Origin of the sequence: Sulfitobacter sp. 1A12157, assembly GCF_043557345.1 — a bacterium.
Classification (GTDB): Bacteria; Pseudomonadota; Alphaproteobacteria; order Rhodobacterales; family Rhodobacteraceae; genus Sulfitobacter.
Genome location: NZ_JBIFFV010000002.1, coordinates 324,340 through 339,003 on the forward strand (window position 1 = coordinate 324,340; position 14,664 = coordinate 339,003).

The window sequence follows — 14,664 nt, forward strand, 5'->3', positions numbered from 1 at the left end:
CGATGCTTAAAGCCTCAATTCCCCCAAGCAACACGGAGCAGGCGGCAGGTATGGCTGAATTCTACCACCATGGTGAGTTGTTGTCGGTAATGACCACCCAGCCTCTGGGCCGCGCGCTGGATTACCGCGCGCCCGAGGGCGGTTGCCGGGCCGGGGCCTTTGTCGAGGTGCCGCTGGGGCCGCGCAAGGTGATGGGCGTGGTCTGGGGGCCGGGGGCCGGGGATTATGACATCACCAAGGTGCGCCATGTGATCCGAGTGCTCGACGCGCCGCCGATGCGCGAGGAGATGCGCGAATTCTTGCTGCGCGCGGCGGACTATACGCTGACCCCGCTGCCCGCCATGCTGCGGCTCGCCACCCGCGCGCCGGGTCTGGGCGATCCGCCCTCGATGCGCAAGATCTACCGCGCGGGCGAGGGCGTGCCGTCGCGCATGACCGATGCGCGGCAAAGGGTCATGGCGGTGCTGGAGGAATATGGCGATCTGGCTTTCACGCTAAAGGAATTATCGGAGATGGCCGGGGTGACCTCCTCGGTTGTGAAAGGGCTGGTCGACCAAGGCGCGGTGCGCGAGGAGGAAAGCCCCCGCGATCTGCCGTTCCGGCGGCTTGATCCATCCTTGCCTGGCAAGGCACTGACCGAGGATCAGGCCAAGGCCGCCGCGGTGCTGCGCGAGGGGATCAAGTCCGAGACTTACGGCACGACGCTTTTGCGCGGCGTCACCGGTTCGGGCAAGACGGAGGTCTATCTCGAAGCCGTGGCGGCGGCGGTGCAGGCCGGGCGGCAGGCGCTGGTGCTCTTGCCTGAGATCGCGCTGACCGAGCAGTTCCTCGAGCGGGTCGAAGAGCGTTTCGGCGCCAAGCCCGCCGAGTGGCATTCCGGCGTGACCATGACTGAGCGCCGCCGCATCTGGCGCATGGTGGGCGAGGGCAACGCGCAACTGGTGATCGGCGCGCGTTCGGCGCTGTTCCTGCCGTTCCAGAACCTCGGGCTGATCGTCGTGGATGAGGAACACGACACGTCCTACAAGCAGGAGGACGGGGTGCTTTACAACGCCCGCGACATGGCGGTGCTGCGGGCCTCGATCTGCGGTGCGCAGGTGGTGCTGGCCAGCGCCACGCCGAGCCTTGAGACATGGGCCAATGCGCAGGCGGGCAAATACCGGCGGCTGGAATTAACCTCGCGCTTCGGCCCGGCGGTGATGCCGAAGATGGGGGCCATCGACATGCGCGCCGCCGGGCTGCCCGGGGACAAATGGATCTCGGGCGAGATGAAGCGCGAGGTCGACGCGCGGCTCGAACGCGGCGAACAGGCGATGCTCTTCATCAATCGCCGTGGCTATGCGCCGGTCACGCTTTGCCGCGCCTGTGGCGAGCAGATCGGCTGCGATCAATGCGATGCGCGGATGGTGGAGCATCGGTTTCTCAAGCGGCTGATCTGCCACCAATGCGGCGAGAGCAAACCGATGCCCGAGGCCTGCCCCTCCTGCGAGGTCGAGGGCAAGCTGGCCCCCGTGGGGCCCGGGGTGGAGCGGCTGGGCGAGGAGGCCGCCGCCCTCTGGCCCGAGGCGCGGATCGCGACGCTCAGTTCGGACATGTACGGTTCGGCCCGGGCGCTCAAGGCCGAGATTGCGGGCATCGCCGAGGGGGCTGCGGATATCATCATCGGCACGCAACTGGTGGCCAAGGGGCATAACTTCCCGAAGCTGACGCTGGTGGGGGTGATCGACGCCGATCTCGGCCTCACCGGGTCGGACCTGCGCGCGGCGGAGCGGACGTTTCAACTGATGCGGCAGGTGGCGGGGCGGGCAGGCCGGGCCGAGGCGCCCGGCGCGGCGCTCTTGCAAACCTACCAGCCCGAGCACCCGGTGATCCGGGCCATTCTGGCGGGAGAGGAGGAGGCCTTCTGGGCCGCCGAGGCGGGCGAGCGGCGGCAGGCCGGGGTGCCGCCCTACGGGCGCATGGCCGGGATCATCCTCAGCGGCAGCGATGCGGCGGCAGTCTTCGATCTGGGCAACCATCTGGCGCGGCACGACGCACCGCTGCGGGCAGTGGGCGCGCAGGTCTTCGGCCCCGCGCCCGCGCCGATCGCCCGGGTGCGCGGGCGGCACCGTGTGCGGCTTTTGGTGAAGGCGGACAAGGGCGTGGCGCTGCAAGAGGCGCTTAGCCGCTGGGTCGGGGGGCTGCGGCTGAAGGGGGATCTGCGGCTGGCGGTGGATATCGACCCGCAGAGTTTTTATTGAGGCTTTAGCTATTGCAGGACGAGGGCCAGCGTCTGCCCGCGGGTTGGCGATGCAAAGCTAGGCGCGTGCCACTTTATGGCTCAGCCGTGATGTGCCTTCGCGAGGTCGCACCCAGCCTTGGCAAATCGCCTACCCGGGGGGGCGGGCAGGCGATGGCCCGGCGCCTGCGGCTTGTCCCGGGCCGGTGCCAATTGATGCCCCGCTTGAAACAGCCCGAAATCAAGACCGAAGGCCGCCGGGCAACGCCAGACCGGTGCATGGTCGGGCGCTTTTGCAATCGGAGTGGCGGCTTGCGCGTGGTTCTTATGAGTTGCCGCCATAGGGTGACCAACTGATACGGGCAACCCCAGCCCCGGTCTGGCACTGCCCGGCTCTGCGCGTTTTCTCTCGCCATTCCCGATACCCCGGCGTAATGAAATCCCATGACCCGTTTCATCACCCTCGAAGAGGCCAAGCGCCTGCCGTTCTGGCGCCGCCCCGTGGCCCTGCTGTTTCTCATGGCACTGGCCATGCCGATTGCGTTCAACACATGGTCGGCGCTGCTCAATAACTTCGTGATTGAGGTCGCGGATTTCGACGGGTCCGACATCGGGCTGTTGCATACGGTGCGCGAGATCCCGGGTTTTTTCGCCATCGGCGTCATCGCCATTCTGCTTTTCATGCGCGAACAGGTGCTTGGGCTGGTCTCGCTCGCGCTTCTGGGCGCGGCGACGGCGGTCACGGCCTATTTCCCCTCCATGGGCGGTATCCTGACGATCACCATGCTCAGCTCCATCGGCTTTCACTACTACGAGACGGTGAACCAGTCGCTGCAACTGCAATGGCTCAAGATCGAAGACGCCCCGCGGATGATCGGCTGGCTCATGGCCGCAGGCTCGCTGGCCACGCTGGTGGCCTATCTCGCGATCATGGCGCTGTGGGAGACCCTGAGCCTCAGCTACAACATCGTCTACATGATCGGCGGGGGCGTTACCGTCGCCATCGCGCTTGTCGCCATGCTGGCCTATCCGCAGTTCGAGGCGCCCACGGTGCAGAACAAGAAGATGGTGCTGCGCAAACGCTACTGGCTCTATTACGCGCTGCAATTCATGTCGGGCGCGCGGCGGCAGATCTTCGTGGTCTTCGCGGGCTTCATGATGGTCGAGCGTTTCGGCTTCGAGGTGCATGAGATCACGACGCTCTACCTGATCAACCTCGTCGCCAATATGCTCTTTGCCCCGCTGATGGGCCGCGCGGTGGGCCATTTCGGCGAACGCCGGACTCTGGCGGTGGAGTACATCGGGCTGATCTTGGTCTTTCTGGCCTATGGCGGGGTCTATTACCTCGGCTGGGGCGTGGTGATCGCGGCGGCGCTCTATGTTATCGACCATATGTTCTTTGCCCTCGCACTGGCATTGAAAACCTACTTCCAAAAGATCGCGGATCCGGCGGATATCGCGCCCACGGCGGCGGTGGCTTTCACCATCAACCACATCGCCGCGGTCTTTCTGCCCGTGCTTCTGGGGCTGTTGTGGCTGGCCTCCCCGGCGGCGGTATTCTTCCTCGCTGCGGGCATGGCGGCGGTGTCGTTGATGCTGTCGCTGCTGATCCCGCGCCATCCCGCGCCGGGGCATGAGACGATCTTTCAACGTGCCGTGCCGCAGGCCGCCGAATAGGGCGCGAAACCTGGCATGGCTTGACCCGGCGCGCGCGCGGCCCTAGGCGAAACGCAACCGCACCGCAGCAAAGGACCGCGCCATGCCCACGTTCACCGCCCTGACCACCCTCGAAGGCCGCGACCCCGCCTATGCTCTGGGCGAGGCGATGGAGCGGCTGAGCCCCGAACCCACCGGCGTGGGCGTGTTCGAGGTCGAGGACGGCTCGGGCCTTTGGGAGGTCGGTGGCTATTTCGAGGAGAAACCGGACACCGCAGCGCTGGCGGTACTTGCCAAGGCGATGGGGGCGAAGGACTTCACCGTCTCCGAACTGCCCGAGACCGACTGGGTCGCCCATGTCCGCCGGGAGTTGGCGCCCGTCGAGGCGGGCCGCTTCTTCGTTTACGGCAGCCATGACGTCGACAAGGTGCCCGAAGACTGCGAGCCGCTGCTGATCGAGGCCGCCATGGCCTTCGGCACCGGGCACCATGGCACCACCTTGGGCTGCCTCAAGGCGCTCGACCGGCTGGCGAACGAGGGGTTCCACGGCAAGAACGTGGCCGACATCGGCTGCGGCACCGCGGTGCTGGCGATGGCCGCCGCGCGGATCTGGCCCGAGAATGTGCTTGCCAGCGACATCGACGAGGTCGCGGTCGAGGTGGCGCAGGCCAATGTCGACGCCAATGGCCTTACGGGCCGCGTGACCTGCGTCGAGGCGGCGGGCTTCGACCACCCCGCGCTGGCCGAGGCCGCCCCCTTCGACCTGGTCTTCGCCAACATCCTCAAAGGTCCGTTGGTGGCACTGGCCCCCGACATGGCGGCGGCGCTCCAACCCGGGGGCTATGCGATTCTCTCCGGCCTGCTGAACGAACAGGCGGAGGAGGTGATCGAGGTTTATGCACGATCCGGCATCAATCTGACCCACCGTGAGAGCATTGGCGACTGGACGACACTAACGCTGCAAACGAAAGTATAATTCGCGCCTCATTTTCGTTGCATTCGACCCTTTTGCCGCTTTCTCGCCACATTTGGACTTTATTCAAAATGGCAGCAAACGGTGGGGGCCGGATTGCTACGGAGGCTGTGATGGCTGAAGGACACGCTCAATTCGCGAAACGGATCGAACTTCTCGGGCGCAAGCATCGGAAGCTGGAACGAGGATATGTCACCCGCGTAGGGCGCGACGGGTTGATCTCGGTTTTGCCGAAGCGCGCCCGCCGGAGGTTCCCGATGACAGGGCTTTTTCTGATCGTGCTGGTGTTTTTCGGCTTCAAGGCCTTCACCCTCGCGGCGATCGGCCCGGTGACCTATAACGAACGCCTCTCGCGCCTCGCCAATGGGTCGAACTTTGAGCAGGTCGGCGCCAAGATGATGGCCATCGACCCGGTGACCCAGACCTTGGCCGAGCTGACCGGCCCGATCATGCGGTAACGTGGCACCGCCCCTTGCGAAAAGAAAAAGGCCGTAGCGGAGGCTCTCCACTACGGCTTTTTCTAATTGGGCTGATGCTTATCCCGTAAGATCAACGCACGAAGTGGTTCTGCGCCACAAGGTCGATGTCGCCCCGGATCAAGCCGATGTCCTGCAGTTCAAGATCGGTCAGGTCCGACAGCGCCTTGCGGGTGGCGCGGCTGTCTTGCCAAGTCTCAACCGCGGCGAAGAAGGCGCCGAAAAAGCTAAGGATGCGGGTGACGGCCGAGGGGGAGCCGTAAGCGGTGCGGGTGGTGTCGAAAGCTGCCATGGGGCCGTCCTTTGTTTGATCTCAGGTTACGTCAGCGGGGGAGGGTGTAGCGCCCCTTGCCGAACAGAATTTTCGGCAAGTATGCCCGAAAGTCGCCCCGCGCAATCCCTCAAAAACGACAGTGAGGCTTGCGTTTTTTGCATGGGTCGAAAATAGGGTTAACCCACTCCCATTGCGGGAAAAATTCGCTGCCTGGCATGTCGGTTTTGAACCATGGAGGGGCGCAATTCGACACCGCGGTTCAAAAGCGACAGGGCGCCTGTCGCAAAGCGCCCGCCGCGCATCAGGGCTTTGCGATGTTCGCCTTTCGTGCTAGTGCACCAAAAAAGCAACAATTTTACCGAGGGGCAGAGATGATACGGGTGATCGGCATAGATCCGGGGCTGCGCAATCTGGGCTGGGGCGTGATCGATGTCTCGGGCAGCCGAATCGCCCATGTGGCCAATGGCATCTGTCACTCCGAAGGCGACGACCTTGGCGCGCGGCTCTTGTCCTTGCATGGGCAGCTTACGCGCGTGCTGACGGCATGGAGGCCCCAAGCGGCAGCGGTTGAGCAGACCTTCGTGAACAAGGACGGGGCCGGGACGCTGAAGCTGGGGCAGGCGCGGGGCATCGCGATGCTGGTGCCCGCGCAGTTTGGTTTGACGGTGGGCGAATATGCCCCCAACAAGGTCAAGAAAACCGTGGTCGGCGTTGGCCATGCGGATAAGGGGCAGGTGGCGCATATGGTTAAGATGCAGATGCCGGGGGTCGAGATTGCCGGGCCAGATGCCGCCGATGCGCTGGCCATCGCGATCTGCCACGCACACCACGGCGGCGCGAGCACCCTCGCGCAGGCGGTGGCGAGGGCGAGCGCATGATCGGCAAGCTCTCGGGCCGCATCGACTACCGCGCCGCCGATCACGTGCTGATCGACGTGCGCGGGGTGGGCTACCTTGTCTATGTCTCCGACCGGACCATGGCCGCGCTGCCGGGTGTGGGGGAGGCGGTGGCGCTTTATACCGACCTCGTGGTGCGCGAAGACCTGATGCAGCTTTTCGGTTTCCAGACGCTGGTGGAGAAGGAATGGCATCGGCTGCTGACCTCGGTGCAGGGGGTGGGGGCCAAGGCCTCGCTCGCGATCCTCGGCACGCTGGGGCCGGACGGGGTCAGCCGCGCCATCGCGCTTGGCGACTGGAACGCGGTGAAGGCCGCCAAGGGCATCGGCCCCAAGATCGCGCAGCGCGTGGTGCTGGACCTCAAGGATAAGGCGCCCGGCGTCATGGCGATGACCGGCACCGTGGCCGACGCCATGGGCGAGACTGAGGCCGCCGCCGACGAGGCGGTGATCGAAGCCGCCGCCCCGCGCCCCGCGCCGAAACCCGCCGCCCCCAATGCTTCGGCCCAGTCCGAGGCGCTCTCGGCACTTGGCAACCTTGGCTATGCACCGGGCGATGCGGCGGGCGCCGTGGCGCAGGCCGCCGGAGAGGCGCCCGAGGCCGATACCAAGGCGCTGATTCGCGCGGCGCTTAAGTTGCTGGCGCCGAAGGGGTGAGCAGGAACGCGCGCGGCTGCTGGTGCGCGAACCTTCCGCTGGAAGAACCACGCACCCTACGGCATAACGAGGCTCTATGACCGACATCGACCCCACCGTGCGGCCCGACCCGCTGCCCGAAGACACCGACCGCGCGCTCCGGCCGCAGATGCTTGGCGAATTCGTCGGGCAGGCGGAGGCACGGGCGAACCTGTCGGTCTTTATCCAGTCCGCCCGCCAGCGTGGCGAGGCGATGGACCACACGCTGTTTCACGGCCCGCCGGGACTGGGCAAGACGACGCTGGCGCAGATCATGGCGCGCGAGCTTGGCGTGGGCTTTCGCATGACCTCCGGCCCGGTCCTGGCCAAGGCCGGTGACCTCGCCGCGATCCTCACCAATCTCGAGGCGCGCGACGTGCTCTTCATCGACGAGATCCACCGGCTCAACGCCTCGGTCGAAGAGGTGCTCTACCCGGCGATGGAGGATTTCGAGCTCGATCTGGTGATCGGCGAGGGCCCCGCGGCGCGCACGGTGCGGATCGAGTTGCAGCCCTTCACGCTGGTGGGCGCCACCACCCGCATGGGGCTTTTGACCACGCCGCTGCGCGACCGTTTCGGCATCCCGACGCGGCTGCAATTCTACACCGAGGACGAGCTTTACATCATCGTCGACCGCAACGCCCGCAAGCTGGGTGCCCCGGCGGACGAAGGCGGCGCGCGCGAGATTGCCAAACGCGCCCGGGGCACGCCGCGGATCGCGGGCCGCCTGCTGCGCCGGGTGGTGGATTTCGCGGTGGTCGAAGGCGATGGCCGGGTGACGCGCGAGTTGGCCGACATGGCGCTGACTCGGCTCGGTGTCGATCACCTCGGCCTTGACGGGGCGGACCGGCGCTACCTGCGGTTGATGGCGGAGAACTATCAGGGCGGACCGGTGGGGATCGAAACGCTCTCGGCCGCGCTTTCCGAAAGCCGCGATGCGCTGGAGGAAGTCATTGAGCCCTTCCTGTTGCAGCAAGGGCTGATCCAGCGTACCCCGCGCGGCAGAATGTTGGCGGCCAAGGCGTGGACACACCTTGGCATGGCCGCGCCAAAGGGGCAGAGCGACCTTTTTGGCTGACGCTTCGAAGCGAAGGTAGACCAGATGAAGATGACCGCAGAGCAGATCGAGACCCTATTCACCCGCCGCGACGGGCAGTTCGCCTTTGCCCGCTGGGGCCGCCCCATCGCCCCCGTGGCCTTTGGGATCGAGGAAGAGGCGTTGCCGGTGGTCAAGGGCGCACTCGAAGCGGTGGCCAAGCTCGCCGGTCACGACATGGCCGAAACCGACCCCGAATTGGGCAGCAACCTGATGATGTTCTTCTTCGCCGATTGGGCGGAGCTGCTCGACGTGCCGGGGATGGAGGGGCTGGTCCCCGACCTCGCGGCGCAGGTCGACCGCTTGCAGACGGCAGGCGCGAACCAGTACCGTTTTTTCCGCTTTGACGAGACCGGCGCGATCAAGGCGGCCTTCGTCTTCCTGCGCATGGACGAGAGCCTGCAAGACATGTCCGCGCAGGTGCTGGCGCTGAGCCAAGCGGTGCAGGTCATTCTGCTGTGGTCCGAGGATGCCTTTCAAGGGCAATCGCCGCTGGCGATGGCCGATGACGCGCTGGTGCTGCGCCCTGAGGTCGCGGATGTGATCCGCGCCGCCTATGACCCGGTGATGCCGCCCGCCGCCAATGATGCCAGCCACGCCCTGCGCCTTGCCGCACGGGTGCAGGTGGCGTCATGAGCCATAGCTTCCCGGTCCGCATCTTCTATGAAGATACCGATATGGCGGGCGTCGTCTATTACGCCAACTACCTGCGCTATATCGAACGGGCGCGGTCGGACATTGTCGAACAGATCGGCCTTGATCAACGTGCCATGCGCGACGAGGGGCTGGTCTTTGTCGTAACGCGGGTGGAGGCGGATTATCTCGGCGCCGCGCGCTTTGGCGATCGACTAGAGGTGCAGACGACCCACCAGGCCGAAGGGCCGGTGCGTTGGGTGTTCGACCAAGACGTGCTGCGCGATGGCAAGGTCATCTTTCGCGCCAAAGTGACCGCCGTTTGCATGACGACGGGCGGAAAACCCACGCGGCTGCCAGCGAAACTCCGCCTGTCGGACGGCGATCCGGCGCGCTGATACCATAATTCTAGCAATCCCGGTTGCAGTCCGTTAGCTTTGCTCCAAATAGAGGCCGGAAAATAGGGCCCAGAGATAGAACCCAGAGGCAGAATGCCCCGAAGGGGCGGCAGTAAAAGAGCATAGTTAAATGGAAGCAGAGACGCTGGCATTGGCACAGGGGATCGATTTCTCCCTGTGGGGTCTGTTCGCGAAGGCGACGGTCACGGTCAAACTTGTAATGATCATGCTGATCGGGGCCTCTTTCTGGTCTTGGTCGATCATCGTTCAGAAAACCATCCAATACCGCAAAGCCCGCGCCGAGGCGGCGCAGTTCGATCAGGCCTTCTGGTCGGGCGAGCCGCTGGACGGTCTCTTTGACACCATTGGCGCCGACCCCGATGGGCCGTCGGAAAAGATCTTTGCCGCCGGCATGTCGGAATGGCGCCGCTCGCACCGCGAGGATGGCGCGCTCATTCCCGGTGCCACCGCACGCATCGACCGGTCGATGGACGTGGCCATCGCCAAGGAAGCGGAGCGTCTGCAAAAGGGCTTGCCGGTACTGGCGACCGTGGGCTCCACCGCGCCTTTCGTCGGCCTGTTCGGCACCGTCTTCGGGATCATGAACTCCTTCATTGAGATCGCCGCCCAGCAGAACACCAACCTCGCCGTCGTGGCCCCGGGCATCGCCGAGGCGCTTCTGGCGACCGGCATCGGCCTTCTGGCCGCGATCCCGGCGGTGGTCTTCTACAACAAGCTGAGCGCCGACAGTGACCGCATCTTGGGCACCTACGAGGCTTTCTCTGACGAATTCGCCACCATCCTTAGCCGCCAGTTGGACAGCTAAGCCATGGGTGCGGGTGTCATGAAAAAACAAGGCGGCAAGGGGCGGCGGCGTGGCCGCGCCCAGCCGATGGCCGAGATCAACGTCACGCCCTTCGTGGACGTGATGCTGGTGCTGCTGATCATCTTCATGGTCGCGGCCCCGCTTTTGACCGTCGGCGTGCCGGTGGAACTGCCCAAGACCGCCGCCACGGCCCTGCCATCCGAGCAGGAAGAGCCGCTGACCGTCACCCTCACTGCCGAAGGGGCGGTGCAAATCCAGACCACCGACACGCCGCGGGATCAACTGGTGACCAAGCTGCGCGCCATCGCCTCGGAGCGGGCCAGCGACCGGGTGTTTCTGCGCGCGGATGGCAAGGTGTCTTATGCGCAGGTCATGGAAGTCATGGGCGCGCTCAACGCGGGCGGCTTTTCCAACATCGGTCTGGTGACCGACATCGGCGGCCCGGCGTTGGACGGCAGCGACACGTCGGGTGGCTGAGCGGTGCATACCGGGCATTACATATCAGGTGCCGGGCATCTGGGTCTTATCGGCTGGCTGTTGTTCGGAAACATTTTCACTTCCGAGCCTGAGCCGGTTGAGATGACCGAGGTCTCAGTGATCTCGGCGGCGGAATATGACGCGCTGGTCGCGGCCCAGCAGCCGCCAGCCTCGGCCACCGAGGTGGCCCAGCCCGCATTGCCCGCGCCGAGCGAGGAAGCGCCCGAGGTCACCGCCGAGCCGGACACGCAGATCGAACAGCCCGAGCCGGTACAAACAGAAACCCCGCCCGAAGACCTCCCCCCCGAGGTGACCGAGCTGGAATTGCCGCCGCAGACAGAAGTGGACGACACCGCGCCCGAAATGAACGAGCCCATCGGCGATACCGCCGTGCTGGTGCCCGAGATCGCCCCCGAAGCCCGGCCGCGCGAAGCGCCGCGTGTGGCGCCCGAGCCTGTCGCGCCGCCCGAACCCGAAGCGCGCCCCGACCTCGACGAACAGCCCGCCGTGACGCCGGAGCCAGAGGCCGAGCCCGAAGTCGTGGTCGAGGAAGAACCGCAAGAGGCGCAGACGCCCGAGGATACCACGACCGAGATCGTGACCGAAGCCGACAAGGCCCCGGCGGCCTCGCCGCGCCCGCCCGGTCGCCGTCCGTCCCCGCCGCCGCCCGTCGAGGTGGCCGAGGCGCCCGAAGAAACACCTGCCGAGACCGCGCGGCCGGACCCCAAACCCGCGCCCGAACCTGTCGACGAACCGGCGACATCCAGTTCGACCGATGATGCCATCGCCGACGCGCTGAGCGAGGTTCTGGGCCAGCCCGAAGCCGAAGCCCCCGCACCCAGTGGCCCGCCGCTGTCGTCTGGAGAGCGTGAAAGCCTGCGGGTGGCGGTCTCGGCTTGTTGGAACATCGGCGCATTGTCGACAGAGGCGGCCCGCACCACGGTCGTGGTCGGCATGCAGATGAATCAGGACGGCACGCCAGTGGCCAGTTCGATCCGCTTGCTGAGTGCCAGCGGCGGCAGCGACACCGCCGCGCGGCAAGCCTTTGAAGCCGCGAAACGCGCGGTCATCCGTTGCGGCAGTCGTGGCTATGACCTGCCGCAGGAAAAATACAGCCAATGGCAAGACATCGAGATGACATTCGACCCAATGAGGAGCCGATAACATGCTGACGAGACTTCTGGGACTTCTGGCACTGGGGGCCGCGACCGTCTTTGCGGCGGCCCCGGACACCGCGCGCGCCGAGCCGTTGCGCATCGTGATTGACGACCCGACCATCGAGCCGCTGCCCTTCGCCGTGCCGAGCTTCCAGCCCGAAAGCGGTGAGGCGGGCCAGTTGGCGACAGACATCGCCCGCGTCGTCTCGGACGATCTGACCGGCACTGGCCTGTTCCGCGAAATTCCGGCCAGCGCCTATATCTCTACCGTGAGCGACTTTAATGCGCCGGTGGAATATGCCGACTGGAAGGCGATCAACGCGCAGGCGCTGATCACCGGGGCTGTCAATGTCACCGGCAACAGCGTGAACGTGAAGTTCCGCGTCTATGACGTTTTCTCAGGCGAGGAACTCTTGGATGCCAGCGGGCAGGGCGGTCTGCAATTCAGCGGCACCGTCGATGGCTGGCGCCGCATGGCGCATAAGGTGGCCGATGCGGTCTATAGCCGGATCACCGGCGAGGGCGGCTATTTCGACAGCCGCGTGGTTTTCGTCTCCGAGACCGGGCCGAAGGACAACCGCCAGAAACGTCTGGCCGTGATGGACTATGACGGGGCAAACCTGAAATACCTCACCGAATCCGGCTCCATCGTGCTGGCGCCGCGCTTCTCGCCGAGCGGGGACCGTGTGCTCTACACCAGCTATGAAAGCGGTTTTCCGCGCATCTATGTCTTGGATATCGGCACCGTCCAGCGCCGCGGGCTGCAAAGCGCCGAAGGCTCCATGGCCTTTGCCCCACGTTTCTCGCCCAGCGGTCAGACGGTGGTCTATTCGCTGAGCCAAGGCGGCAACACGGATATCTACTCGATGGACATCAACAGCGGCCAGTCGGTGCGCCTGACCAACACCCCCGCGATCGAGACCGCGCCGAGCTTCTCGCCCGATGGCAGCAAGATCGTTTTTGAAAGTGACCGTTCCGGCAGCCCGCAGCTTTATGTCATGCCCGCCACCGGGGGGGAGGCGACGCGGATTTCCTTTGGCGAGGGGCGTTACGGCACGCCCGTCTGGTCGCCGCGCGGGGATTTGGTGGCCTTTACCAAGCAGAACAAAGGGCGCTTCCACATCGGCGTGATGCGCCTCGATGGGTCCGAAGAGCGTTTGCTGACTGCGTCGTTCCTCGATGAGGGGCCGACTTGGGCACCGAACGGGCGGGTCATCATGTTCGCCCGCGAAACCCAAGGGGCGGGCGGATCCTCCTCGCTTTACTCCGTCGATATTTCGGGGCGCAACCTCAAGCCCGTGCGCACGCCCGAAGGCGGCTCTGACCCCTCGTGGTCACCGCTGCAAAACTGACGCCTTACTCATATCATCCACAGGTGCGGGCAATTCCAATGATCCCGCGCCTGTGTTAATACCAGCAACGATAACGCCACCACATAGAAGGCAGACCCCATGAAACGCATTCTGACCAGCACGCTTTTGATTTCCGCATTGGCCGTGTCGGCCTGTACCAACCCTGACCGCTTTGGTGCCGATGGCATGGGCGGGGCAAATGCAGGGGCCGGGGTCAACGCCGGCGTGGTGCCGGGCAGCGCGAATGACCCGACCTCCACCGCCTATTTCCAGCAGGCCGTGGGCGACCGGGTGCTGTTCTTGGTCGACCAATCCACCCTGACCGACGAAGGCCGCGCCACCCTTGACGGGCAGGTTGCATGGCTGCAGGCCAATTCCGACTACCAAGCCGTGATCGAAGGCCACGCCGATGAGCAGGGCACCCGCGAATACAACATCGCCCTTGGCGGTCGCCGTGCCAACGCGGTGCGTGAATACATGATCTCGCGCGGGATCGCAGCCTCGCGGCTCAAGACAATCAGCTACGGCAAGGAACGCCCGATCGAAATCTGCTCGGCCGAGGCGTGCTATGCCAAGAACCGCCGCGCGGTGACCGTGCTGGCCGGCGGCGCGCTGACCAGCTGATCGCGGCAACAGCCCAAGCAATGACCAATCCAAGGAGGCCGATGTGCTGAAGCGATATATTTTCGTGGCCGTGATGGGGCTGATGACCGCCCCCGCCGCGCTTATGGCGCAGGACAACGATCAAACGCTGGCGGATATTCGCCAGCAGTTGACCGTGCTCAATGTCGAGGTGCAAAAGCTGCGCCGCGAACTGTCGACCACCGGCGGCGCCTCGGTCGAGACCGGCGGCAACTCTGTGTTGGAGCGGGTCAGCACCATGGAGAGCGAGTTGCAGCGCCTCACCTCCAAGACCGAGGAAATGGAGAACCGCATCAACCGGATCGTCGCTGATGGCACCAACCGGATTGGCGATCTGGAGTACCGTCTGGTCGAGCTTGAAGGCGGCGATCTGGGCGCTTTGGGTGAGACGTCGACCCTCGGCGGCGGGGCGGCGCCCGCCGTGGCGGCTCCCGCGCCCGAAGCGGGCCGCGAGGTGGTCGAAGTGACCCCCGGCAGCGGTAGCGCAGGTACATCTGGCGGCATCATCACCCCGATCAACGAAGCAGAGCTGGCGGTCAGCGAGAAGGCCGATTTCGAGCGGGCGCAGGAGGCGCTCGCATCGGGTGACTTTCGCAGCGCCGCCGATCTCTTTGCGTCCTTCAATACGACCTATCCCGGCGGTCCGCTAGCCGCCGAGGCCGAGATGCGCCGGGGCGAAGCTCTGACCGGTCTGGGCGATAACCGCGAAGCGGCGCGCGCCTATCTCGCGGCCTTCAGCACCGACCCCGAAGGGCCGGTGGCCCCGCGGTCGCTCTTCGAGTTGGGCCGCGCCCTTGGCGTGTTGGAGCAGACCCAAGAAGCCTGCGTGACCCTCGCTGAAGTCGCCGTGCGCTTCCCGAGCGCCCCGCAGGTCAGCCAAGCCGAGGCGCAGCGCCAGACGCTGGGTTGTTCCTGA

The 14,664-nt window shown here is 65.4% G+C and carries 16 protein-coding genes; 15 read left to right on the plus strand and 1 reads right to left on the minus strand.

What is annotated here, in order from left to right; genetic code table 11:
• The first annotated feature begins 50 nt into the window (after window positions 1–50).
• From ACGYLC_RS05525 to ACGYLC_RS05540, 4 genes are all read left to right on the plus strand, one after another.
• Window positions 51–2,240 carry a primosomal protein N' gene (locus ACGYLC_RS05525; protein ID WP_394422075.1) on the plus strand — a complete coding sequence of 730 codons (2,190 nt, stop codon included), beginning with the start codon at window positions 51–53 and terminating at the stop codon, window positions 2,238–2,240.
• A 422-nt stretch (window positions 2,241–2,662) separates the two neighbouring features.
• The gene (locus tag ACGYLC_RS05530) at window positions 2,663–3,895 is read left to right on the plus strand and encodes an MFS transporter (protein ID WP_394422076.1); all 1,233 of its coding nucleotides are present in this window, start codon (window positions 2,663–2,665) and stop codon (window positions 3,893–3,895) included.
• 82 nt (window positions 3,896–3,977) lie between these two features.
• Window positions 3,978–4,850, plus strand: coding sequence for a 50S ribosomal protein L11 methyltransferase (locus tag ACGYLC_RS05535; protein WP_394422077.1), 873 nt, complete (start codon window positions 3,978–3,980; stop codon window positions 4,848–4,850).
• A gap of 110 nt (window positions 4,851–4,960) precedes the next feature.
• Complete coding sequence (locus ACGYLC_RS05540; RefSeq protein WP_394422078.1) at window positions 4,961–5,305, plus strand: hypothetical protein; 345 nt, start codon at window positions 4,961–4,963, stop codon at window positions 5,303–5,305.
• Window positions 5,306–5,396: 91 nt separating this feature from the next.
• Here the strand turns inward: ACGYLC_RS05540 and ACGYLC_RS05545 are convergent, their stop codons facing one another.
• Entirely contained in the window at window positions 5,397–5,615 is a 219-nt protein-coding gene (locus ACGYLC_RS05545; RefSeq protein WP_394422079.1) for a DUF1127 domain-containing protein, read from the minus strand.
• Between the two features lie 353 nt (window positions 5,616–5,968).
• On the opposite strand from ACGYLC_RS05545, the gene ruvC reads away from it, so the two are divergent.
• The 11 genes from ruvC to ybgF all read left to right on the plus strand — a co-directional run bounded on the left by ruvC (window position 5,969) and on the right by ybgF (window position 14,664).
• Complete coding sequence (gene ruvC, locus ACGYLC_RS05550; protein ID WP_394422080.1) at window positions 5,969–6,475, plus strand: crossover junction endodeoxyribonuclease RuvC; 507 nt, start codon at window positions 5,969–5,971, stop codon at window positions 6,473–6,475.
• Window positions 6,472–7,149, plus strand: a complete 678-nt coding sequence (gene ruvA, locus ACGYLC_RS05555) for a Holliday junction branch migration protein RuvA (protein WP_394402915.1) — start codon at window positions 6,472–6,474, stop codon at window positions 7,147–7,149. The genes ruvC and ruvA overlap by 4 nt, the downstream gene beginning before the upstream one ends.
• 76 nt (window positions 7,150–7,225) lie before the next feature.
• Window positions 7,226–8,245: a Holliday junction branch migration DNA helicase RuvB gene (gene ruvB / locus ACGYLC_RS05560; RefSeq protein WP_394422081.1), complete on the plus strand. Its 1,020-nt coding sequence runs from the start codon at window positions 7,226–7,228 to the stop codon at window positions 8,243–8,245.
• Between the two features lie 30 nt (window positions 8,246–8,275).
• Window positions 8,276–8,899, plus strand: coding sequence for a hypothetical protein (locus ACGYLC_RS05565; RefSeq protein ID WP_394402990.1), 624 nt, complete (start codon window positions 8,276–8,278; stop codon window positions 8,897–8,899).
• Entirely contained in the window at window positions 8,896–9,294 is a 399-nt protein-coding gene (locus ACGYLC_RS05570) for a YbgC/FadM family acyl-CoA thioesterase (protein WP_209218189.1), read from the plus strand. Before ACGYLC_RS05565 ends, ACGYLC_RS05570 begins: the two co-directional genes overlap by 4 nt.
• Window positions 9,295–9,424: 130 nt before the next feature.
• Complete coding sequence (gene tolQ / locus ACGYLC_RS05575) at window positions 9,425–10,120, plus strand: protein TolQ (protein ID WP_394402912.1); 696 nt, start codon at window positions 9,425–9,427, stop codon at window positions 10,118–10,120.
• 3 nt (window positions 10,121–10,123) lie between these two features.
• Window positions 10,124–10,597 carry a protein TolR gene (tolR, locus tag ACGYLC_RS05580; RefSeq protein ID WP_394402911.1) on the plus strand — a complete coding sequence of 158 codons (474 nt, stop codon included), beginning with the start codon at window positions 10,124–10,126 and terminating at the stop codon, window positions 10,595–10,597.
• A gap of 3 nt (window positions 10,598–10,600) precedes the next feature.
• Window positions 10,601–11,761, plus strand: a complete 1,161-nt coding sequence (locus ACGYLC_RS05585; protein WP_394422082.1) for an energy transducer TonB — start codon at window positions 10,601–10,603, stop codon at window positions 11,759–11,761.
• A gap of 1 nt (window position 11,762) precedes the next feature.
• Window positions 11,763–13,106: a Tol-Pal system beta propeller repeat protein TolB gene (tolB, locus tag ACGYLC_RS05590; protein WP_394422083.1), complete on the plus strand. Its 1,344-nt coding sequence runs from the start codon at window positions 11,763–11,765 to the stop codon at window positions 13,104–13,106.
• 99 nt (window positions 13,107–13,205) lie between these two features.
• A complete protein-coding gene (pal, locus tag ACGYLC_RS05595) occupies window positions 13,206–13,730 on the plus strand; it encodes a peptidoglycan-associated lipoprotein Pal (RefSeq protein WP_067262930.1) in 525 nt (174 codons plus the stop codon).
• A gap of 73 nt (window positions 13,731–13,803) precedes the next feature.
• On the plus strand, window positions 13,804–14,664 hold the full coding sequence (gene ybgF, locus ACGYLC_RS05600) for a tol-pal system protein YbgF (RefSeq protein ID WP_394422251.1): 861 nt from the start codon (window positions 13,804–13,806) through the stop codon (window positions 14,662–14,664).